This is a genomic window from Gordonia sp. CNJ-863, assembly GCF_001942325.1.
Lineage (GTDB): Bacteria > Actinomycetota > Actinomycetes > Mycobacteriales > Mycobacteriaceae > Gordonia > Gordonia alkanivorans.
In genome coordinates this window covers 80,443-101,672 of record NZ_MKKG01000001.1, presented here as the reverse complement: position 1 = coordinate 101,672, position 21,230 = coordinate 80,443, and the positions used below count along the sequence as shown (strand labels likewise).

The following is a 21,230-nucleotide window of genomic DNA, read 5'->3' as shown; positions in this document are numbered from 1 at the left end:
GGTTGCTGCTGGGGCGGCCGGTGGGTCAGGTGTCGGCGCGGGGGTAGGTGGCGACCTTCCACTGGCCGTCGACGCGGACGAGATCGGCGGTGACGGTGAACTTCCGGAACGAGGTCACCGTGGCGTCGATGCCGAGCACTGTCTGGATGACGGTGCCGCGCGCGCTGGCCTTGTCCGGTGAGATCAGCACTGCTGAGGCGCCCTCGACGCGGGCGGTGATGACGTCGAGAGATTGCTTCCATGCGCCCCACTGGGCGCTGGGACGCACCGTTGCCGAGCTGTTGGCGGAGTCCAATGCCTGGCCGGTGAGGGTGGCGCGGGTGCGGCGCAGTGCATCGGTGGGTGAGGTGTCGGTGGCGGGTTGCCAGCTGAACATGGTGGTGACGGTGGTGGTGAACACCCCGATCGGCTCAGCGCGATCGGGCAGGCCGGGCGGGCTGCTGTAGTGCTCGCCGTGGTCATGGTCATGTGCGGGTTCGGTGGTGTCGTCGCTGCCGGAGCATCCGGCCAGTGCGGCGATCAGCACGATCGCGAGGACGACCAGGAGGTGGCGGTGGTGGTGGTTCATCGGTTCTTCTCCGGAAGCCCTTGATCGGCGAACTGTTTGGCGTAGGCGATGACTTTCTGGCCGTACGGGCGGGTCTGGGTGTCGTAGTCGCCGCCGGTGGGTGTTCCGCCGGCGTTGAGGACCGCGCCGACTCCGGCGTTGTAGGCGTAGGCGTAGAGAATTTCGCGGCCTTCGGCGGGTTCTTTCACTCGGCCGGAGGCGATTGCGGCGTCGATCTGTTTGGCGTTGGCGCAGGAGAACCGTCCGGCGGCCATGACGGCGTCGCCGATGTCGGTGGCCGAGGCGCGGCCGTTGCCGTCGTCGTCTTTGGCCCAGGACGGGTAGGTGTAGTCCATGAACTGCATCGGCCCCTTCGCTCCTGCCGGGGACACCAGGGAGGCGTTGAACCCGGTCTCTTGCTTGCCGATTCCGCCGAGGAATGCCGAGCTGATCTGCGGGCACAGCAGTCCGGCTTTGCGGAACCACGGCTCGTAGGCCGGTGGGACCCGTCCGGCGGCGAGGTTGTCGACTCCCCCGCCGTGCTGGTCCTCGACCGGGCCGCAGTCGGCGCCCTCGTCAGCGCTGATCCCGCCGGTGACGCCTGGTGCGGTGTAGACCTCATTGCCGCGGGGCATGCCGTGGCCTTCGACGGTGGCGTGGACGTGGTCGAAGTGGTTCTGGGTGGGGTCGCCGCGGTCGTTCATGACGTTGGACTTGCCGACCACCGGGTAGTAGGTCTGGCGCCAGATCGTGTACTCGAGCTTGAAGTGCTTCTTGTTGTCGAGGATGTATTTGTTGACGGCGTTGCCGAGCGCGATCCCTTGCGCGGAGGTGTAGTTGGGGATCATGACGTCGACGGCGCGGCCGGACGGGTGGTCGTTGAAACCGCCGCCGTCGGCACGCCAGCCGCCGATGGTCTGAATCTGCGGGAACTTCGCGGCGATCGCGCGGGCGAGGCGGATGGAGTCGACCTGGAAGTGCGCTTCGGAGCCCTTGGACTTCGGTAGCGGCGGCAACGGGCCCGACGGCCCCGACGGTGCGGGCGGCCCACTGGGTGCGCCCGCGGGCGGGGGCACCGCGGCGGCGTTGAGGAACGTGCCTGCGGGTGCCGGTTTCTTGCCGGTGACCCCGGCGGTCTTGGAAGTGGTCGGCCAGGCGCCCCAGCCCTGGGAACCCAGGACGCGGTTGGCGACCTCCATCTGCTGTTCGCGGGTGGCTTTGTCGGCGGTCGGCGCGTACTGCGCTCCCCCGGCGCCGGTCCAGGTCGACGCCGCGAACTGCAGTCCGCCGTAGTAACCGTTGCCGGTGTTGATCTTCCAGTTGCCGCCTGATTCGTGTTTGGCGACGGCATCCCAGTCGGCGGCGGTGACGACGTCGGAGGCGGGGATCACGCGTGGGGCGGTGAGCACGCGCGGACTGCCCGGTTGGGCGGGCGCGCGTCCGGCCGGGGCGGCGCCGGGTTCGGGGCTGGTGGACACCCACCCGGCTGGATCGACTGAGTGGCCGCCGGTGAAGTCGCGGTGTCCGCCATCCCACACCTCGAAATGCAGGTGCGGGCCGGTGGATTGGCCGTCGTTGCCGAGCTTGGCGATGTGTTGTCCGGCGGTGACTTTCTGACCGGCTTTGACCAGCACACCGTCGGCGAACATGTGCCCGTACACCGTGGACCACACGTGCCCGTTGATGTTGTGGGTGAGCACGATCCAGTGCCCGAACCCCGACGCGGTCCCGGCGGCGGTGACGGTGCCGTCGGCGGCGGCGTAGATCGGCGCGCCGATCGCCCCGGCGAGGTCGATACCTTCGTGCATCGCGCCGTCGCGTGGGCCGTAGCCGGAGGTGATCTGAAAGTCCTTGACTTTCATCGGCTTGACCTTGGCGCCGGGTGAGTGGGAGGCGTCGGCGGGTTGGTCGACACCGCCGGTCAGCGGCAGGCAGGAGTCGTCGTCGCCGGCGACGGAGATGATGAGGGTGCACGAGGCGAAGAACCCCATGACCAGTGCCAGCAGTGGCACCAGCAGTTTGGAGGCGTTGCCCTCACCCACGAGGCAGGTCCCGGTAGTCGGTGGGGTCGCGGTCGAGGTCGCGGACGTGTTCGGTCAGCGCCTTGTTCATCGAGCGCACGACCTCCAGGCGGGTGGCCCATTCGCGGTCTCGGGCGGTGACATCGCGGCCGACCCCGGCCGCCCGGCACCACCGCATGACGCTGTTGGTGCCGGCGCCGATGTTGGCGGCGACGTCGGCGGCCGCGGCGGTCAGCGACAGCGAGGTGCGGGCGAGCAGCTCGGCGACGGCGCGCACTGCCAACCGCCGGACTTCCTCGGGGTGGGCGGTGCGGCGCGGGTTGGGTTCGACCACCCAGTCCTGCACCTGCTCCCAGGCGCTGGGTAGCGGGTCGATTGGGGTGGCTGTGCCCGGGTCGCTGTCGGTGCTCATGCCGCGGCTCCGGACTGGGCGCCGCGGCCGCGGTTGAAGCGCTTGTTGGTGTTGTGCATCTCGGTGGCGCGCTCGGTGGCGGTCAACCGCATCTGCACCGGGATACCGGGCTGCTCACCCTCTTTGATCAGGAACTTGCCCATACCCGGGGGTACGGTGTTGGTTTCGGTGCCGGTGGCGCGGACCCCGTCGGCCCAGTCGGTTTCGTTGATCTCGGAGACGACGGGGTCGTCGATGCCGCGGGGGGTGGTGGCCCACTCGGCGAGGGTGGCGGCTTCTTTCTCGTTGAGGTTGACCTTGCCTTCCATCAGCGAGGCTTCGTCCTCGGGTAGCGGGAAGCACACCTTGACTCGGGCGCGGTCGAGGAAGCCCATGGCGCGCTGGCGATCTTCCATGGAGTCGAACGCCTGGAGGTCTTTGACGGTGTGGGTGGTGAACAGGCTGCCGGTGCCCTGTTCGCGCTGGACGCGGGTGACTTCGTCGACGCGCCAGACGATGCCGTTGCCGACGCCGAGCACCAGCGAGAACTCGTCGCACACCAGGTCGTAGTTGCGGGGTTCTTGCAGGCCGTGATCGGAGAGCAGATGGGAGGCTTCGACGGCGGAGAATCCGTCGGACCAGCACGCCAGGAGTACCGCGGCGCGCAGCTTGCGGGCGTTGGCCGGTAGCCGGGACATGTCCACGCACACCCCGAGGGCGTCGATGTCGATGGGTTCTTTGGTGGGGGCGTTGAAGATCTCGCCGAACTGCCCCGACACCAGCTGGTCGAGCGACTGGCGCAGGTTCTCGGTCAGCAGCAGGTAGCGGTCGACGGCGATCGCGTCATGCGGACGGCGGCCCAGGGCGCCGGAGGCATCGAGGAGGTCCTGGTGGGCGCGACGCACCTCCGGATTGGTGTCGGCGTCGCGGGCGGTGGCGTCGATGAGAGTTTGCGGGACTTGGCGCAGCAGGTTGAGCACATCGCCGGGTAGGGGCGCATTGGTCAGGGTGAACTCGTTGGCCGTGCCGTAGAGCACCCGCAACGCGGTGGTCAGCAGCGTCTCCTCGTGCGGGGCGATCGGGCGGCCGGAGCTGATCTCAAGGAGCCCGGTCGCGGCGGTGACCTGGCGGGCCCGCATTTCGCGTTCGGCGAGTTGGCGTGCGGCGGTGGGCAACCGGGCGATGAGGTTGCCGAAGGTGCCAACGGCGAGGGGGTTCATCGGCGAGTCGAATCCGACGCTGGTGACCTGCGGGGTGACCGGTGTGATGCCGTCCTCGCGGTGCTGAACCCGGCCGTCGCTGTCGTGGAGGACCATCTGGCGCATCATGTTGACGAAGTCGGGGCGGTGATCGCCCATGATGAGCGGGCGGACCCCGGTGGCCAGGTCGTGGCACACAATGCGCCGGTTGAGGGTGCTTTTTCCGAATCCGTTGAGCCCGAACACCATCGCTGAGGGTGCGGTGATCTGTCCGGCCTCGAACCAGCCGATCTGGTCGAACCCGACGGGCTGTCCGGTGTCGAGGTGCGAGCCGACGGGCGCGCCGTCCAGAGGTGCCGAGGCGCCGATGGGGAACGGGTAGAACCCCGGCACGTGCGCGGTGGTGCCGCGCAGCTCGTTGGGGCGGCGCACGTGGGCGACGCGGCCGCCGCCACGCCCGTCGAAGCCGCGGTTGGTGCGGATCAGGGTGGGCACGTCGAACTGGATCGGCCGGGCAATGGCGGCGTCGTGGCGTTCCCGGCGGCGGGTGTCGTTGTCGAGTTTCTGTCGGGCGAGGTAGCCGCTGATCCCACCGCTGCGGGCGGTGTCGAGCAGGTCCTCGCGGGTGTCGTCGTCGTAGAACGTGGTCGGCTTCGTCGAGCGTTCCTTGGTGCTCGGCCGGGTGGCCGAGGCCGCACCAGCATTCAGGCGCAACGTCGACGGCGTGGTGTCGCCGCCGGTGGCGGTGGTGGTGGCGGCCTTGTGGAGGTCAGTGACAGTCATGGTGGGGCGTCTCGCAATCGGTTAGCGGTGGCGGTGGCGCAGGGCTTCGTCGGTGATGTCGCCGTGTTCGGGCAGCAGCACCCCCAGCCCGGTTCCGGCGGCGAACAGTTCGGCGTGGCGGTCGTAGCCGTTGCGCACGCCGAGGCGGGCGAACAGCGGCAACCGGGCTCGTAGGGCGTCCACCGACGGCGTGCGGGGACGCGGCTCGGTGATCGTCAGCGTGGCGCCGAAGCGCTGCAGCACGGGCTCGAACGTGAGCCGAATGGGGTCGTCGGGGTGAATGGTGTCGGCGATGCAGGTCGCCCGCCAGGTGATCGCCAGCCGGGTGCGCGGGGTGGTCGGGTCACGCTCGAGCAGCTGGGCCAGGACCGAACCCATGGCGTGTGGCGGTTCCAGCACGTGCGGGGCGATCACCCAAGTCGCCGACAGCAGGTCGTTGTGGCAGAACACATCCCGCACCCGGTGTGGTGTCGAGTCCGGTGCGATGTCGGCGAACGTGGGCGAGGCGTCATCGGCCAGGCCACCGCGGTAGGCCCGTACCCCGACCGCGGCGACCTGCGCTGCGGTCAGCGGCGTGGTGTCCAGCCCGGCGGCGTGCAGGGACCCGATCAGCGTGTGCAGGCGTCGGCCCACTTCCACTGCCATCTCGTCGGGGGTGGTCTTCATTGCCGAGGTGGCCGCGACGAAGGTGACCGCGAGATAGGTGTCGGTGGCGAGGTCGGCGACGTCGAGGCGGTAGTGGTGCTCTGTGTCCAGCCATTGCCGGTGTGCGGTGTCGGTGCGCGGGAAGGTATCGGCGACGGCGGTGACCGCGACGACATCCCAGGCGTCGGCACCGAAGTCGATGCGGGTGTAGTCGCACAGTTGTTGCCAGTCGCGCAGCGTCGCGCCGGTCGCGGCGAGGATCACCGTGTAGTGGCCGGTGGCGTGTGCCCGGATCAGGCCGTAGTCGTGGCCGCCGGCCGAGCGGTGCTCGGTGATCGACAGGACGGTGTTGATCTGGGGCAGGGATGCCGCCGAGGAGGACAGGCGGGCGCGGGAACGCTGCAGCAGCGAGGTCAGGGCGGGAAGCGTCGGCATCGCAGGGTGGTCCTTTCTGTCCTGGTCAGGCGGCGAGCTTGTCGGAGACGGTGCTCTCTTCGGAGAGCACGACACCGAAACCCAGTCCGGCGCAGAAGGTGACGAGTTGTTCGTCGCGGGTCGGTTCGAGTGGGGTGGCCGCCGAGAGGCCCAGATCGGTGACGAGGGTGTCGATCTTCTGGGTGTCGGCACCGATGGGGCAGGTGGCGGTCACGATCATCGACACCCGGGTCACGCCGGCGCCGCGGGCCTGTTCCTGGCGGGCACCTTCGGCGCTGTCGAGGCGCACGAGTGCGCGTTCGGGCAGTTTGCCGACGTTGGTGCGCACGGCCTGGCGGGCATCGTTGTGGTCCTTGTTGACGATGGTGGTGGCTTGGGCCGGGGTGTAGGGCTGGTAGACGAAGGTGACTCGTTTGCGCGGTACGTCGCTGTGCGGGGACAGCAGATCGGCGAGCACGTTGGAGTCGAACGGCGCCTCGGGTTCGTTGCGCATCGTCCACGACATCGACTGCGCCGCATCGTGAAGCAGGCGGCCGTGCTGGTCTGAGGCTGAGGTCGGTCCGCAGTCTTCCCACCGCAGGCGCATCGGTTCACCGCTCATCAGACCGATTTCGAGGTCGAGCTCGTCGGCCGGGGAGAAGCTGCGGCGGGCGATGGCGCAGATTTCGCGTTCGAGCATCGGCCGTACTCGCAGACCGGCGGCGTGGCAGTAGTCCCGAATCCGTCCGAGGCGGCGCGCCAACTCGTTGCCCATGTCGGTGGCGTCGCGTTTGCGGTGCATGGTGTCGGCGCGCCAGGTCAACCCGATCCGCGCTTCCAGGCGCACTTCGGCGGTCGGTACCGCTTCGGTGGCTTCGATGATGATCTTGCGGGCCAACGCTGGCGCAGTGTCTTTGAGTCGCGACCGCACGATGCTGGAGGCCCGCATCCCTGATTCGGGCAGGGTTTCCATGGTGACCGTGGCGGCCACGAAGTCCGGTGATTGCCCGAGGAAGGTGAGCATGTCGCCGAGGCGGGCAACCCAGCGGTCCCGCACGGGCTGGTCATTCCACTCCCCGCCCTGGGGCCAGGTCCGCAGTACCAGGGTGTAGAAGTTCTTCGACGACAATTTGATCAGACCGAACGGTGCCGATCCGTCGCCGGGTGAGAAGTTGAATGTCTCGGCGGTGGCCAGCGGTCCCGGTGGTGGGGTGCCGTCGGGGATCATGGTGAACGGCCCCGACCGCACCAGGGTCTCACCGGCACGGCGCGACTTCGACACCGCCCGTGCACCCATGCCCAGCTCCCAGGCTGAGCGGCCTCGCAGCGACACGACCAGCGGCACGAACAGCACAGCCAGGGTGAACGGCAGCCCGAAGAACTTGATCACCCCGGGCAGCGGCAGCATCAGCCCGACGACGGCGATGAACAGGAACCCGAGCAGCACCATCGTCGAGAACATGGTGAACCCGAATGCGCCGGAGGACCGGAACGCCGCCGCGGGGCGGTACAGCAGTCGGCGGGTGCCGGCTTTGTCGGTCATGACAACCTCTTTCGACAGTCAGAGAGATGGGTCGGTGGTGGCTAGTGCGCCATGGCGTGTTCGTTCCAGCCCGAACGCATCGGCGGTGGACTGCTCAGGGACGGGTCAGCACTGGTGGTGGCTTCGACTTCGGATTCGACGCTGTCGCTGACGGTTTGCATTGCTGCCCCGGCGAGTCCGCCGGCCGATCCCATCGCGTCGCCCAGCCCGGAGGTGGGACCGCCGCCTCCTCCCCCGCCGCCGGAGCTGGCCTGGCCGCCCTGTCCACCGGAGAGGGCGGGTTGGGCGCCGGGCCCGCCGCCACCGGATGGTGGTGGTGGTGAGGGTGCTGATGCCGTGGAGATACCGCCCGAGGGTCCGCCGCCGCCGCGACCGGCGATCGAGGACATCCCGCCCGCGCTCGCGCCGCCGCTGGCCCCGGCGGTCGCCCCACCCGAGGCGGCCGCGGCCGCGACCTTGCCTGCCGCGACACCGGCACCGATGGCCGCACCCGCTGCTGCGGCACCTGATCCGCCGCCGCCCATGCTTGCCACGGCGGGGGCGATCAGGCGCATGAGCGCGGGTAACACGAACGCGCACAGCATCATCAGCACCATGCCCAGGACCACCTGTTGGGCGTTGTCTTTGGAGGCTCCGGCGCGAAAGGCCACGAAGTAGGTCAGCGCGCCCACGGGTTTGAACAGCAGGAATGCCACCGACCACGCGATAAGTCGCTGGTAGCTCTGCGAGCCGGGTCCGGTGCCGGAGAATGCGGCGGCCACCGGTAGCGCGGCGACGACCAGCAGCAGCATCGCCTCGCGCACCACCAGCAACGCCAACTGCAAGAAGGCTCCGAGGAATCCGACGAGGGCGAAGATGCCGATGGCGGTGGTGCCCAGCGCGGAGTTGGTCAGCAGGTTGAGTTTGAGGAAGTTCTTGATGACGTCGCCGTTGCCGCCGCCGGCGGTCACTGATTCGCTGACCAGCCAGTTGGAGATGCCGTCGGCGATGCGGCCGCCCACGGTCAGTGCCAGCGGGATCGCGGCGGTGGCCATCGCTGAGCGGAAGATCAGTTTGAAGCCCTCTTCGGCGTCATCGGCCAGGGAGCGTTTGCGGTCGATCATCATCCGTAGGCCGAAGAACATCAGCGAGAACGTCAAACCAACGATCTGGATTTGCAGGGTGTGATCATGGACTTCCTGCATGAGGGAGGACTTGTTGTCCAACTGGGGGTTCGGGAGTTTGATCCACCACGCCATCGCCCACGTCAGGACGGTCTGGTAGCCCTCGAGTAGCGAGTTGACGATCTTCTCGAATGTTCCGCCGACCACGCTGCCGGCCACATTGCTCGCGGCGTTGCCCGCGGCGCCGCAGACGGTCCGGCTCAACGGTCCCAGGGCGTCGCACAGCGGGTTCGCTGCGGCCGTGCCCGCACCGGCCCACGAGGACACCGTCGCGGCGATCAGCGCCACCACGACCGCGGCGTGGGTGCGTCGGCCGGTCAGGGCAGCGCGCACACGCCCTCGTCGGCCGGAACGCGCTTCCCGGAGGTGAGAGTCGTTGTGGTGGTTCACCATGGGGTCCACCCATCGCCGGTGGTCGAGATGAGCAGGCGGCTCGGTTCGGTGCCGGGTTCGGGGACCACCCATTTCCACTGACCGTCGCGCCAGACCATGTCGACGCCGACCGAGATGGCGGTGAAGCCGTCGTCGCGGTTGAGAGGTTGGGCGAACTCGACGTGGGCGAAGTCGGTGGAGTAGGTGGTGACGCGGACCGCGACCGGCACATCCCGGATCTGCGCGGGCAACTCAGGGTTTCCGGCATAGATTTGCGCGCCGTTGGTGCGCAGGTTGTCGGCCTCGGGACGTGCGGCCTCGGAGACCACGGCCGCGCGATCGAGTAGAGCGACGTTTTGGTCATCGGGTGCCCAGGTGGCGCGCTGGCCGATCTGCCAGGCGGCCAGTGCCGCGCCCTGCGGGGTGTGGGCAAATCCGGTGGGTACCCCGTCGGTGCTGATCGCGGTCGGACCGTCGGAGGTGGAGAATGGGATGGTCGCGCCGTACACGCGCTGCCACATCAATCCCTTCGGCGGCGGGAGCACAGCCTCAGGGTCATCGGTGTCGGAGGGGTCGGTGGTCTGCGGGAGGACCTGGCCGAGCGGGTTGGTCGGGGTTTCCACCCGGCGGCCGCGGGTGTCGGTGGTGGGCATCCCGAACGCGTCGTCGGGCAGCCGGGTCACCGGGGTTTGCGGCGGCAGCGACGTCGGTGTGTCCGTGGCGGTGACCTGTGGCGGCGGTGCTGACGAATCGCCATCATCGCCGCGGATGGCGACCAGCACGGCCGCGCCGATGACCATGGTCAACACCAGCAGCGACAGCACCAGTGTGGTGCTCTTGTAGCCACCGGACTGGCGCAGTGAGTGCACCGCTGCCAGTCGGCCGAGGTCGTCGTCGCGAGGATCGGGGGTGCTCATGGGGTTACGCTCCTGTCAGTGCGACCATGTCGGTCGGCGTGGCCGAGATCGCATCCACCGGTGAGGCACCCGCCGCGGCGTCGGGCAGCAGCAGCCGCCAGTCACCGAACGCCGGTGCCCACACGACCGTGGTGTGATTGACCGTCATCGAGCGGTCCGGCAGCCGGGTGTAGATGTCGACCGATGCCTTGTCGGGGGTGAACGCGGTCAGTTTCCAGCCCTGCACCTGCGGCGCCTGACCGGCTGGCACGCCGGACGTGGTCGACAGCTGAATGCGGTTGGTGATGAAGTCATCTCGCGCTTGTCCCGGTGCGAGGAGTTCACGCACAACCTGGGGCCACTGGTCATCGAGCGCGACCGAGAGACGCACGATGGCATTGACCGCGGCCAACCCCGCGCCCGGAGGGGTGCGGTCGAACCCTCCCGGGGCGATGACATCGGACATCTCGTGGGGGCCTTCGGCGGCTTGGGGAAGGCGCATCCCGTTGAACTCCACCCACCGCAGATCGGTGGGCGGCGCGGTCAGCGGAATCTGTTGCGGCGTCGACGGCGTGGCCGTGTCGGGCTCTGATCCGCACCCGGCGAGCAGGCCGATCACCGTGCACACCAGGCCGAGGAGGGTGATCGGTGTGGTGATCAGCCGAATACCAGCACGGCCGCCGCGATGTTGCCGGCGATCGCGACCACCCACACCCCGAAGATGATCTTGGTGAACCACTCCCCCGCGGGGATCTGGGAGAACGGATGCTCGCGCACCTTGTCGAAGGCGATCGAGGCGCCCAGAAAGACTAGGTGTAGCAGCGCGAGCATGTTGGCTACGAACACGAACCAGCCGCCGATCAGGGTGATGTTGCTCATCACCTCGGGGGGTAGTTTCGCGTAGGCCACTGTCATGGTGGTGTTCATCGCTGTAGCTTTCGGTCCGCACGGCTCACTGCCCGCCCGCGGCCTGCAGGATCGTGGCGCCCGTCGCGATCACCATCGTCCCGACGATCGCGCCGATCGCGATCTTCACGCCCTTGCTGTCGCCGCGATCGGTGATCTTGTCCCATGCGATGAAGCCGCCGCCGACGACGATCGCCACCGCGCAGGCGAAGTAGGCCAGGAAGGTGGCCCACCCGCCGAAGGTGTTGAGCCGATCAGACAGGCCGGGAATCGGGATGGGGTTGAACGCCACGTAGGTGGTGGTGGCCGAGGCCAGGGTGGACTGGAGCATGATCTCTTCCTTCTCGTGAGGTGTGGAGGGTTGTGCAGTTGTGCCGTTACGGGGTTGTGCTGTTGTCGTTCGACATCACCGCGACCGCGGCGTCTCGCAGGCCCTGGCCGACGGCGGCGATGTCCGGGGCGACGACGGTGCGCGGATCGGACCGCCGCGCGGCCGGCGCGGGATCGGGGCCGGTCGAGGGCAGCTCGTTGAGCGGGGTGTCGACGAGGAAGTCGTGCCAGGAGATGTGCCACACGTTCGCGAAAAGGCCCGACCCGACCAGCAATTCGCGGTCGCGCCGGAGCCGGGCGGTCGGCTTTCCCTTCCGCCCGGCTACCAGCACCAAACCCAGCAACTGCACATGGGCTGGCGCATTGTTCGTCGCGTATTGGCGGGCGGCCAGCGACGCTGCGGCCAGGCCGCGCGCCGATTCTCGCGCAACGAGTACCGCGAACGGTGGCTCGTCGGCCCGCCCGGGCCACAACTGGCCGGAATCGCCGACATGCTCGAGCTGGGCCGCGAGCGTGGATACACCAGCACCGCCGTGGCAGCCCACGGCCGCCACCAGATGCGCCGGTAACCGGGTCGTGCGCCGCCCCAACATCTCCGATGCGCTCGGCGGCAAAATCGACGCACCCCGAATCGCTCCGGCGTTCTGCGCCGCCGACACCGTCTCCACACTCGCGGCCATCGTTGTTATGCCCCCTTCGGCGTGAGCTGCGGGAAGGTGACCTTGAGACCCGGGACGGCCTTCTCGGCGTGCCGGGAGAGGTCGACAGCGGCGTCGGTGACGGTCTTGCGCACCTGATCGGCGGCACCGCCCAGTGCCTTGTAGGGGGCTTCGGCCTGCTCAGCGGTCCAGTTCGCGGTGTAGGTCTGTCCGCCGATGGTGGTCTCGGCGTTGACATCTCCACCGACGCTGACCTGGTAGTGCACCGCAGGTAGACCGGCCTTGGTCGCCTGGTCGGCAGGTAGGTGGAGCTCGAACTGGTTGGCGCCGGGGTTGGGCAGCGGAGCGGGTTGCGGGCGGGGTTGCGGGGCGCGGCGGTTCGGGTCGGGCTGGCCGGGCAGTCCGGGCTGACGCGGGTTCGCGCCCGGATCTCCGGCACCGAGTGCGTGCGCGAGGAGTCCGCCGGCCGTTCCACCGGCCACACCGCCGACGATCGCCGCGGGGATACCCAGGGCGGCGGCACCGATCGCCGCACCGGCTGCGGCGCCGATCGCTGCGCCCGTTCCGGTGTGCGCGCCTGGGAAGGGCACCACCATGGTCGACCCGATGACTGCGCCCACGCCGGTACCGATCAGCGCACCACCGACACCGCCGGTCACTGCGGCGGGCACGCCGAGGGCGACCGCACCTGCGGTGCCGCCGAGCGCCACGCCGATGATGGTGGCCGCGGCCTGGCGGGACGCTTCGTCTTCGGGAACGCCGACCGAGATGAGGCCCTGGGCGATCTTCGCTTCGCCATAGGCCGACCACTCGTTGATCGAGACCCGCTGACGGTCGGTCAGCCAGGGAGCATCACGTTTGAGCTGGTCTTCCTCGACGAGGAAGTTGCCCACGCGCAACGTCTTCGGGGGCGGGGCAATCGGGCGGACCGGCGCGACCGGGCGGGGCAAGGTGTAGGCCCGCGGCGGTGCCGGGTTGTAGACGGTGTCGTAGTTGGGCTGGTTGTACGCCTGCGGATCGGCGTAGGGCCGATACGGAGCTTCCCGGGGCGGTGCCGGAATTGCGCCCGGACCGGGGTTGTAGTTGTAGCTTGGCGCAGTCTGCTGCGGAGGTGCGACCGGTGGGGTTGCGTCGTCGCCACCACCGCCGACGCCGCCCTGCTCGAACCCGTCGTCGGTCTCGCCCTGGTCGACACCGCCCTGTTCGTAGGCTGCGGCAGGGCTGTCGACCAGGAGGGTAGCGCCGAAGGAACCGGAAACCATCAGCGCAGCAAGCACTGTCCCGACGAACGGGGTGGCTGGTGGGGTGGTGCGGTGCCGGCGTTGTGCCCGCGACCGCCGGGGCGGGGTGTCGAACCGCGGAGACGTGACCGCTGGTGAGGTGAGGTACATGGGAGGGGGTGACCTTTCTATTTCTTATTTCGTGTGACAGACGCGATGTAGGTGCGTTCGCCGATCTGGGTGGTGGTGATGTTCTGGACATCGGGGTCGGGATCGCGGGTGCCGTCGGGCAGGATCAACGTGACCTCCACGCGGTAGGTATCGGCGCCGGTCTCGTCGATCGACAGGCAATACCGCGCTTGGGGATTGAGCGTGTCGATGCTTGATTGCAGATCGACAGCGCTGCCGATGCCCTCGACATTGGACGAGGCCATCGCCCGCGCGGCCGGCCCCGAACGCCAGTGGAAGTAGGCGTAGTTGAACGCTTTGATCACGTTCGGGCCCGACGTCAGGTCACCCGGGTCGCGGCCGGTGGTGGTGGACCCTTCGGTGGTCGAGGGGCATTCCACTGCATCGGAGAACGGGTCTGGGGTGTCCATGGCGGCGACCGGATCGGTGATGCCGTCGCCTCCCCCGCCGCCAACGACCGCTTTGATCGAGAACACGATCACCAGCACCGCAACGACGATCACGCCCACCGAGGCGCCCACGATCAGCAACCACCGACGTTGCCCCCGTGCCGGAGGCGCCGGAGGTGGCGTACTTCGAGCGACAGTCGGTGTGGGATAGACAGTCTCGACGTAAGGGTCGTCCTCGACATCCTCAAACTCGACGACCTGGGGGTCCTCGTGGGCGGCGTAGCTGTAGTGGTTGTCGTCGAGGGGTTCGACGTCATCGATGGGTGCGGTGATGTCCTGCTCAGCAGGCGTCGGCTCGTCGTTCCACTCGGTGGGCTGGTCCGGGTGAGGTTCGGCGGTGTGCAGCCAGGTCTGCACACTCGGATCGTTCTGCCAACCGGTACTCATCCGAACTTCACCTCGCCCCCGGGGCGGTATGCGCGGGTCCAGCGATCGCACTCGGCGAGGTGCCAGTGCAGAGGGTGTTCATCGCCGAACACACCGCGGCGGGCCGCGGTCAGGGAGAACGGGTCGATGGTGTGCAGCGTGTTGTCGAACACGTCGCGGTAGGTGGCGCCGACCAGCAGTTCTTCCGGCAACGAACCGTTCGAACCAACCACCAGCACAACGCTGTTCGCGTCGAGACGGTAGCCGCGGTCACCGGGCAGTACGCACCGCGCCCGTTCGTCGTACGCTTCTTTGAGCCGCGTGATGCTGTGGCCGTTGCCCATCCCCCATCGAGTCGACGCGCAGCCGTTCTCGTCGGTCAGGATCACCGCTGTGGCCGGGTCGGTGACTGCGGTGACCAGATCGACGGGACTCAACCACACCGGCTCACCTGCCTGCGGGTTGATGGGACGGCCCGGATGTCCGAGGTTGTGAGAGACATGTCCCCCGAGCGGGGGTCGGATTGCACTGTCACTGAACATGTACTCGCTCCTTCCGGAGTGATTCGCTGGGTGCGTGAGTGGAAGAGAATGGGTCTAGCTGGCGGTGGTGGTTCGACCACCACCACAAGCGCGGCACAACCCGCGCCCGCACACGCGGGAAGGGTTGGCCGAGAGGACGATCAGACTCATTGCGAGGCCCCGCTGAGGAACGGCGGCAGCCCGGACGCGCCGCCGGGAGGTGTGGTTTGCGGGACCGATGAGGCCCCCGAGGGAACTGTCTCGGACGGAGCCGATGGTGACGAGGTGCCGAGCTCCCACGGATAAGCCGGTTCCGACGTCGCAGCGCTCGGCGGCAACGACGTCGTGGTCAACGATGGAAGTGTCGACGAACCAGCAGACCCCTCCCCGAACAGCCACGAGAAGTCATCGCCGCCGCTGCCGCTATCGGGCGAGTTCGACGACCCGCCGTCCTTGCCGGCGATGTCGCGTGCGGCCGCCACAATCCAGTCCCCGATCAACTTCGTCGGGGGCTGGCCTGTCGGTGTGGCCGAGACCTCCGAGTACGAGGCGTGTTGCTTGGCCGCATCCCAGTACTTCAACAGCGAGGACACCTTGAACAGGTCGGAGTTCGCTTGGAACTCGGACTTGAACGCGGTAAACGCCTCAGAGACAAGACGTTCCTGGGTTGCCGGTGGGACCAGCGTGACCGCTGCCTGGCCCAGCTTCGCCCCCAGAATGCCGACGATGGCCAACGGATTCGCAGCACCCGCGGTGGCGATCGCAGCGATCGTGCCCGGAGTAGCGACCGTCTGCACAACGGTCTTTACCGCGTTGAACCCGATCGTGCCCACCTTGATCACCGCCGACAGCGCATCCTGCACACTCGGCAACGGCGTACGCGGGTCCGAGGCCACCGCCAACCGCTCCGACAACGTCTGGCGCGGTTGATAACTCAACGATTCGAGGTTGTTCTCCGACGCCTGCACATCTTCATTGACTACCGGTACCGCGGTCTTCACTGCGGTCAGTGCCAGCGCTTCGGCGATCGTCGACAACGACCCGATCGGATCGTCCGGGTTGAGTTCCGACTGGCCGGCGATGTTGGTGACCAACCGCGCCAACGGAGCATTCGCCGGGGCATCGCAAGCGAGATCGCCAGGCGTGCACGCCGACAGATAGCGCCCCGCGATGGCCTGGTACGACGTGTCCTCAACGTCGCCGACAGGGGCGATACCGCCGCCCGGCGCGTTGGTCGTCGACACCGCCACGACCTTGGACACGTTCGCGCCGCTGGTCCCCGGCACCGGGTCAGGAGAGGTCTGCCCCGGCTTACCGGGGAACAACGGCGCACCCTCAGGTCGGCCGGGATCGCCGAGATTGGCTAACAGAGCCAGCTTGTCGGCGCCGATCGCTGCTTTGCCACCGACGATGTCGTTCAAAACGATCCGAGTGACGTGAGCGCCCTGGGAGTAACCGACCAGACCGAACTTCGTGGCCGGACACGCGGCGGCCTTGTCTTTGATCCAGGACAAGGTCTTGGCGACTGCGCCCTGAACGGACTGCTCGTACGGGACCTTTCCGCCAGCCACAGCACCACCGAAGCCAGCGTCATAGGGTACATACGCACGGTCCATATCCCCGCGCGCGGCCGTGATCGCCGGATGGAGTACCTGGGACAGGAACCCCGCGTCCTTGGACGGATCAGCGTCTGGCGACGACTGGCCGGTGCCCTGCACCGCGTACACCATCAGACCCGGGCAACCCCCCGGCTGCGCTGGCGCCGCCGACACGTTCCCGACCCCGACACTGGCCAGGGCGATAACCGCCGTAGCCATCACCGCCAAGGCCGCCCCCCAGGGCGAGCGTCGCGAGTCCTGTCCACCCCTCTGGACAGGATCAATCACCTCTACACTGGTCACCGGGCCGGCCCCCCATCGAAAGACAGGGAGCTGACCCCTCCGGCGACCACACGCGAGCCGTTCGACGGCAAATCAATCGCGCTCGCGTGCAGTCGCCAACCACCGCTCCGGAGAGGGACTGTTCGACGGCAATCTGACCGTCCCTCTCCGGAGCCTGGGACCCGTGCCATCGATCGAAAGTCGACAGCAACACGCCCAGACCAATCTGGCCCACGAGGATCGGGCTCAAGAAGGTTCGTCATGCGAGTCCTTCACTCCAAGGGTTTCCTCGAAGCTGTAGGAGCAGCCCACCCCAGACGACCGTTGTCAGCCCATACCCGCAGGTACACTGCTCAACGCCCGCCTCGATGCCCGCACATACCGCATCGAGCTGGTATTCACCCGGTCCGGACGCCGTTCGAGTCGCCAAACTTTGCAGCGTCCGGGCCGGGGTCAAACTCGTAGTCTGAGACCCTGTGTCTAATTGCTGTGCATGTGTATCTCCAGTGCATAAGCTGCTCTATTGGCGGCTCAACCCTACAAACGGCTTTCATTATCCGAGCGCCAGTCCGAACTATAACCCGATGCTAAACCGAATGTAAACCGACGGTAGCCTTGCACTAGTGACATTTGGGGAGGGGGCTGCCCCGGAACGGGTCCACGGCGCTTAGAGTGCGGGTGTGGCCGATGCTTTGCGCTTTGGGCGCCTCGTGCAGCGGCGCCGGCAGGAACTGGGACTGTCGCAAGCCGACATAAGCCTCGCCGGCGGGCCGAGTGACGCGACTGTGCGACGCCTCGAGCAGGGTTTGATGGCTAAACCGCGGTTCGTCACGTTGACTAAGCTGGACGCTCCGCTGCGGTGGTCCGCGGGAAGCGCCGCTCGCGCTTTCGAGGGAGGAGATCCGAAACCTCTGCGAGATGAGCCCACGACCGATCTGGCCGCGGGCACGAATGACCCGATCTCTTCTCGCCCCACACGTCCCCTGACGCCCTCTGCGTACGGAGTGTTCATTCGAACCGACGCGCTGGCCGAACTGACTCGGAAGGTGCGCGCTGTCGATGACCTGTCGCCTTCGCTCGCCGAGGACCAGCGCGTTGTGGTGTCGAATCTTCGTCATGCGACCGACAGATTGACCCGAGCGTGGATAATCAGGCAGGCAGAAATAGCGCGTCGTGACGGCACTCTCGCTGATCTGATCCTCGTTCTTGATGATCATCTGCGAATGCCGCCGCCGGAAGGCGAGTCCGCCTCAGACAGCGATGACCTCAACTACTTGAGGTGGCTAGCCGGCTACTCGATGTCGATGCCTCAGGTTCGGCGATACGAAACGCGTTTCGCTGAGTTCGTAGCGAGTCAGTCAGAGCAGGTTGACTGACACGGAGTCGGTGCTCTCCTCATGCGTTGCTAGGTTCGGTGGCCCTGCGGGTCGGGTTGGTCTAATACAACCTCCAACCCGACCCGAGAGCACTATCCGGCAAAACCAGTCTTTAGGCCGCGCAGTCTTTGTTCATCGCGTCGCGCCACAAGACGCCATTGGTGGTGGCAAACCGAAGGTACACCGATACTAGACCGAAATGAAGGGTAAACACCCTGCGCGTCCGTCGAACGCGGGCGAATCCGAGGCTCGCCTGCGGCGGTACGGTTTGGCAATCCCTTGCGTGACCGTTGCGTCGTTTCGTTACGTCTACAGACCTTAGACGCTCTTCGTCGACCATCACTATCGAACTGCGGTGATCGCGCGGACCGGTCGCCCCCTACCCCGCGTGACTGCTGCGACGCCGCGGGTTTGGGTGTGCAGCTCGTGCCAGCGAACCGCCGTACCGGCCGGTAGGGATGAACCGTCCGAGGGGTTGGGCGTACCGGCTTACTCTGAATCCACTGATTCAGACTGGAGGTGGGCTTCTAGAGCTGCCCTGCACAGCTGCGAGCGATTCTCGGCACCGACTTCGACAACTAAGCGGTCTATGACAGTCAGGTTGCGACCCAGCATCCGGAACGTCAGGGAAGATCGCTCCTCTTCGGGTCTGGCTTCGATTCGTACGAACAGCCCATCGTCGTGGTGCTGGCGTTTGAGCTTCTCTACTAACGCCGGCAAGCGGTCATGATTGGCGACAATCGCGTCCATCAATGTCCCGGCGATAGTTGTTTCGTTCTGTTTGTTGTGCGCCTTGGTGGCTGTGCAGAGTGGCGTGGGAAGCGAGAGGGTGACTGGCACCAGCATCTCGTCTGGGCGGGTTTCGACGCGTTTCGGGCGTCGGGTACCTCGCGAGATAGGCCGAGTGGACGCTGCCGGTTGCGGTCGATCGTGCGGTAGCGCTGGGCCGTCGGGTACAGCTGGGATCGCCGCTGGTGCTGCGGCAGGAGCAGATGGCCTACGGGGCGGCGGCCCCGGGACGCCGCCGGTCCTCGCGAGACCGGTTACAGGCTTGCGATCGGTGGCCATCAGGCGGGTGCTCCTTCGTGTGTCGGCTCTGCGGAGGAATCTTGCTCGGTCTCGCGTCGGTCGATCTCCTGGAGGATCTCCTGGGCGAGGAGGACGTAGTCTTCAGCGAGAGACGGCGCGGTGCCTGGCACACGGTCGGGCCGTCTGCCTTCCTTGAGGGCCTTCCAGTACGGCTCGGCGTTGTCGACTTGCTCGGCCAGCTCGTGGGCGAGCAAACCCTTCTCCCGTACCTGAACCGAGGTCATGGTGCTATGGCGCACAACGGAATTGAACAGCGGGGCCACTCCTCCTAGCGCTGCGTCTAGCTTGGCTCGCGCCTCTCTACGAATGGCTTTCGCAGCGACCTCGATGCCGAAAAGCACGGCGCCCAGGACCTCGATGTCGGGGTTTGTTGACCTGGCACTAACCATTTCGTCAGCGAGCTTCTGCAGGCCGTCGATGCTCGAGTCGTCCGGTTTTGTCGGGATGACGATCCAACGTGTCGCAGCCAGTGCCAACCGTAGAAGATGGGGTCGTGTAGGTGGGGTATCGATAATTATAAGGTCATAGTCAGCTGCGATGGGAGTTAACGCATCTGCAAGTTGCCTGTGTGAACCTGGCGAACGCTGAGAACGTCCGATCAGTATCGCTTCCAGATCGTCGAGTCTGCTCCCACCCGGAAGTACGTCCAGATTGGGTCGGTAGTTGACCAGACTGGGTCGTAGTGCCTTCTCCTGCATGATCGCGTCAAAGATTTGTTGTCCAGAATCCCCGGACCCATCAATCTCGTAGCCTAGGTCGCGTCCCGCGTTGCCCTGCGGATCGAGCTCAATGAACAGGACGTGCCAGCCGGCGGCAGCGGCCAAACCAGCGACATTTGTCGCCGTGGACGTCTTACCGACGCCACCCTTGCCGTTTGCGATCGTGACAACCCGAGACAGTGCGGGTTGAGATAGGTGTTGCACTGAGTCCTCCAATGGGGTGGTGCGCATGGACCGCAGGAAGGCGGTACCTCCCGGGCGCTTTGGGGTCCGCTATGCGCAGAGGGTAACAGCGCACATCGGTTCGCGCGGTGTACGACACGCTACGGACGACTTTGCGTTCTACCGCGAGGTCTCCCGTGCGCGACGCCGCAGATACTCACTTGAGCTTGGCAATGATCGAGGCGTTAACAACGACGATGTACCTGGTGGGCGGGCGACATCTACGTCCTGCGTTACGTATAGACATAACTGCTTAGACAGAGCTGCCATCACCGCGCAAGGGTATGTGTTCAGTAGTTCGGTGTGTACATCGATCTTCGTGTACCGCATCAGCGGAGCCGGTAAACGGAGAAACAGTTAGACGCACAACGCTTGCAACGTGAAACAAGTTATGGCGGTGCATGCGGACATGAGTGCTCTGTGTCGCATAGGTCGCCTTGCGAGCGCACGCAAGCAGCCCAGTACTTAGCACTTCACAGCAACGTGTACTGAGTGCGACATGGGCTTTCGTAATCGGGTGGGTACGTTCGTTGCTGCAGCGCAGCGTATGGGGGTAAGGACGCTGCGGCCCATCCCGTACATCGGTGCGGCACTTCACGCTGTATGTATGGCGCGCCGAAAAGTGCAAGGTACGTCCAGGTAGACGTAGGAACGTATTTGTCGGCGTGCGGTCTGACTGGTGGCGGCCATTAACGCAGAAGGTCCGAGCAGCAACCAACGAGGGTGCACTTCCTCGGATGTCGTAGTGCGTGTTAGAAGGCCCATTGGGGGGCGTAGGGCGCAGCTCCGTGACCACAGTGTTGTCCCGATTCATCTAGACGGTCTTGTCGACTGCACTGAGCGCGTGGCTGCGCGCCTTGCAGCGTGAAGTAATGCGTGCATTATTACGACCTGAACAGGCTGTTTGTGCGCATGCGGGTCGCCATCGACGCGGTCGGTAGCCACGTTTGCGGGGAACGAAAGTCGGAAACCAGGATCGCGGATGCGATACCCAGGACGAACAAAAGCTTCGTGTCTGCGCCCGAGAGAGTTTCGCGCTCTCGACTAGGCCCTTGAAAGACCAAGGCGCCCGGTGGCATAGCCACGCAGCTCGGCTGTCGACCGAGTGGCTTGTGAACCGACAGCTCAACGAAGCGGTCCCCGCGCAGACTTGCGCGTCTGAGTGACCTGACCCGGTGGGACGGCTTTGACCATCCGCGACACGGGTGCACAAAGTCATAAAGACATGAGACCACAGCGCAGCTCGTCACGACGAGTTTCGTCCCACCAATGATGACTGGGGCTCGCGTCCGCCTTGCTCGATCGCTGGTCTACCTCGCCGCAGCCATCC

The 21,230-nt window shown here is 66.6% G+C and carries 19 protein-coding genes; 1 reads left to right on the top strand and 18 read right to left on the bottom strand.

The features are described from left to right. Positions 1-25: 25 nt before the first annotated feature. From BJF87_RS00535 to BJF87_RS00455, 16 genes are all read right to left on the bottom strand, one after another. Positions 26-568 (bottom strand): hypothetical protein, encoded by a 543-nt coding sequence (locus tag BJF87_RS00535; RefSeq protein WP_075862449.1) that lies wholly within the window; start codon positions 566-568, stop codon positions 26-28. Continuing rightward, entirely contained in the window at positions 565-2,589 is a 2,025-nt protein-coding gene (locus tag BJF87_RS27060) for a transglycosylase family protein (protein ID WP_075862448.1), read from the bottom strand. Before BJF87_RS27060 ends, BJF87_RS00535 begins: the two co-directional genes overlap by 4 nt. After that, a complete protein-coding gene (locus BJF87_RS00525) occupies positions 2,582-2,980 on the bottom strand; it encodes a hypothetical protein (protein ID WP_139319388.1) in 399 nt (132 codons plus the stop codon). Before BJF87_RS00525 ends, BJF87_RS27060 begins: the two co-directional genes overlap by 8 nt. Further along, positions 2,977-4,941: a hypothetical protein gene (locus tag BJF87_RS00520; RefSeq protein ID WP_075862446.1), complete on the bottom strand. Its 1,965-nt coding sequence runs from the start codon at positions 4,939-4,941 to the stop codon at positions 2,977-2,979. Before BJF87_RS00520 ends, BJF87_RS00525 begins: the two co-directional genes overlap by 4 nt. A 21-nt stretch (positions 4,942-4,962) precedes the next feature. Beyond that, positions 4,963-6,021: a hypothetical protein gene (locus BJF87_RS00515; protein ID WP_075862445.1), complete on the bottom strand. Its 1,059-nt coding sequence runs from the start codon at positions 6,019-6,021 to the stop codon at positions 4,963-4,965. Positions 6,022-6,046: 25 nt separating this feature from the next. Next, on the bottom strand, positions 6,047-7,543 hold the full coding sequence (locus tag BJF87_RS00510; protein ID WP_075862444.1) for an SCO6880 family protein: 1,497 nt from the start codon (positions 7,541-7,543) through the stop codon (positions 6,047-6,049). A 41-nt stretch (positions 7,544-7,584) separates the two neighbouring features. Further along, positions 7,585-9,039, bottom strand: coding sequence for a hypothetical protein (locus BJF87_RS00505; protein ID WP_139319387.1), 1,455 nt, complete (start codon positions 9,037-9,039; stop codon positions 7,585-7,587). A 53-nt stretch (positions 9,040-9,092) separates the two neighbouring features. Beyond that, positions 9,093-9,995 carry a hypothetical protein gene (locus BJF87_RS00500; protein ID WP_075862442.1) on the bottom strand — a complete coding sequence of 301 codons (903 nt, stop codon included), beginning with the start codon at positions 9,993-9,995 and terminating at the stop codon, positions 9,093-9,095. 4 nt (positions 9,996-9,999) lie between these two features. Further along, positions 10,000-10,686, bottom strand: a complete 687-nt coding sequence (locus BJF87_RS00495; RefSeq protein WP_139319386.1) for a hypothetical protein — start codon at positions 10,684-10,686, stop codon at positions 10,000-10,002. Further along, positions 10,632-10,901, bottom strand: coding sequence for a hypothetical protein (locus tag BJF87_RS00490; protein ID WP_011161191.1), 270 nt, complete (start codon positions 10,899-10,901; stop codon positions 10,632-10,634). Before BJF87_RS00490 ends, BJF87_RS00495 begins: the two co-directional genes overlap by 55 nt. A 25-nt stretch (positions 10,902-10,926) precedes the next feature. Then, positions 10,927-11,211 (bottom strand): hypothetical protein, encoded by a 285-nt coding sequence (locus BJF87_RS00485; RefSeq protein ID WP_075862441.1) that lies wholly within the window; start codon positions 11,209-11,211, stop codon positions 10,927-10,929. 46 nt (positions 11,212-11,257) lie between these two features. Further along, complete coding sequence (locus BJF87_RS25610; protein ID WP_139319385.1) at positions 11,258-11,890, bottom strand: hypothetical protein; 633 nt, start codon at positions 11,888-11,890, stop codon at positions 11,258-11,260. A gap of 5 nt (positions 11,891-11,895) precedes the next feature. After that, on the bottom strand, positions 11,896-13,260 hold the full coding sequence (locus tag BJF87_RS00470) for a hypothetical protein (RefSeq protein WP_075862438.1): 1,365 nt from the start codon (positions 13,258-13,260) through the stop codon (positions 11,896-11,898). Between the two features lie 17 nt (positions 13,261-13,277). Then, positions 13,278-14,114 (bottom strand): hypothetical protein, encoded by an 837-nt coding sequence (locus BJF87_RS00465; protein ID WP_075862437.1) that lies wholly within the window; start codon positions 14,112-14,114, stop codon positions 13,278-13,280. Then, positions 14,111-14,635, bottom strand: coding sequence for a hypothetical protein (locus BJF87_RS00460; RefSeq protein WP_075862436.1), 525 nt, complete (start codon positions 14,633-14,635; stop codon positions 14,111-14,113). The genes BJF87_RS00465 and BJF87_RS00460 overlap by 4 nt, the downstream gene beginning before the upstream one ends. A gap of 146 nt (positions 14,636-14,781) precedes the next feature. Next, entirely contained in the window at positions 14,782-16,344 is a 1,563-nt protein-coding gene (locus BJF87_RS00455; protein ID WP_084813128.1) for a cutinase family protein, read from the bottom strand. Between the two features lie 830 nt (positions 16,345-17,174). On the opposite strand from BJF87_RS00455, the gene BJF87_RS00450 reads away from it, so the two are divergent. After that, complete coding sequence (locus BJF87_RS00450) at positions 17,175-17,870, top strand: helix-turn-helix domain-containing protein (protein ID WP_231742572.1); 696 nt, start codon at positions 17,175-17,177, stop codon at positions 17,868-17,870. 489 nt (positions 17,871-18,359) lie between these two features. On the opposite strand, the gene BJF87_RS00445 is transcribed toward BJF87_RS00450, so the two are convergent. Further along, a complete protein-coding gene (locus tag BJF87_RS00445) occupies positions 18,360-18,710 on the bottom strand; it encodes a hypothetical protein (RefSeq protein WP_139114226.1) in 351 nt (116 codons plus the stop codon). A gap of 227 nt (positions 18,711-18,937) precedes the next feature. Next, positions 18,938-19,909, bottom strand: coding sequence for a ParA family protein (locus BJF87_RS00440; RefSeq protein ID WP_058253231.1), 972 nt, complete (start codon positions 19,907-19,909; stop codon positions 18,938-18,940). Positions 19,910-21,230 lie beyond the last annotated feature (1,321 nt).

Excerpts from the sequence above, each read along its gene's own strand:
- BJF87_RS00470 (WP_075862438.1), bottom strand. The coding sequence starts at position 13,260 with ATGTACCTCACCTCACCAGCGGTCACGTCTCCGCGGTTCGACACCCCG.
- BJF87_RS00440 (WP_058253231.1), bottom strand. The coding sequence starts at position 19,909 with ATGCGCACCACCCCATTGGAGGACTCAGTGCAACACCTATCTCAACCC.
- BJF87_RS00460 (WP_075862436.1), bottom strand. The coding sequence starts at position 14,635 with ATGTTCAGTGACAGTGCAATCCGACCCCCGCTCGGGGGACATGTCTCT.
- BJF87_RS00490 (WP_011161191.1), bottom strand. The coding sequence starts at position 10,901 with ATGAACACCACCATGACAGTGGCCTACGCGAAACTACCCCCCGAGGTG.
- BJF87_RS00515 (WP_075862445.1), bottom strand. The coding sequence starts at position 6,021 with ATGCCGACGCTTCCCGCCCTGACCTCGCTGCTGCAGCGTTCCCGCGCC.
- BJF87_RS00455 (WP_084813128.1), bottom strand. The coding sequence starts at position 16,344 with ATGGTGTACGCGGTGCAGGGCACCGGCCAGTCGTCGCCAGACGCTGAT.
- BJF87_RS00500 (WP_075862442.1), bottom strand. The coding sequence starts at position 9,995 with ATGAGCACCCCCGATCCTCGCGACGACGACCTCGGCCGACTGGCAGCG.
- BJF87_RS00510 (WP_075862444.1), bottom strand. The coding sequence starts at position 7,543 with ATGACCGACAAAGCCGGCACCCGCCGACTGCTGTACCGCCCCGCGGCG.
- BJF87_RS00485 (WP_075862441.1), bottom strand. The coding sequence starts at position 11,211 with ATGCTCCAGTCCACCCTGGCCTCGGCCACCACCACCTACGTGGCGTTC.
- BJF87_RS00535 (WP_075862449.1), bottom strand. The coding sequence starts at position 568 with ATGAACCACCACCACCGCCACCTCCTGGTCGTCCTCGCGATCGTGCTG.
- BJF87_RS25610 (WP_139319385.1), bottom strand. The coding sequence starts at position 11,890 with ATGGCCGCGAGTGTGGAGACGGTGTCGGCGGCGCAGAACGCCGGAGCG.
- BJF87_RS00465 (WP_075862437.1), bottom strand. The coding sequence starts at position 14,114 with ATGAGTACCGGTTGGCAGAACGATCCGAGTGTGCAGACCTGGCTGCAC.
- BJF87_RS00520 (WP_075862446.1), bottom strand. The coding sequence starts at position 4,941 with ATGACTGTCACTGACCTCCACAAGGCCGCCACCACCACCGCCACCGGC.
- BJF87_RS00525 (WP_139319388.1), bottom strand. The coding sequence starts at position 2,980 with ATGAGCACCGACAGCGACCCGGGCACAGCCACCCCAATCGACCCGCTA.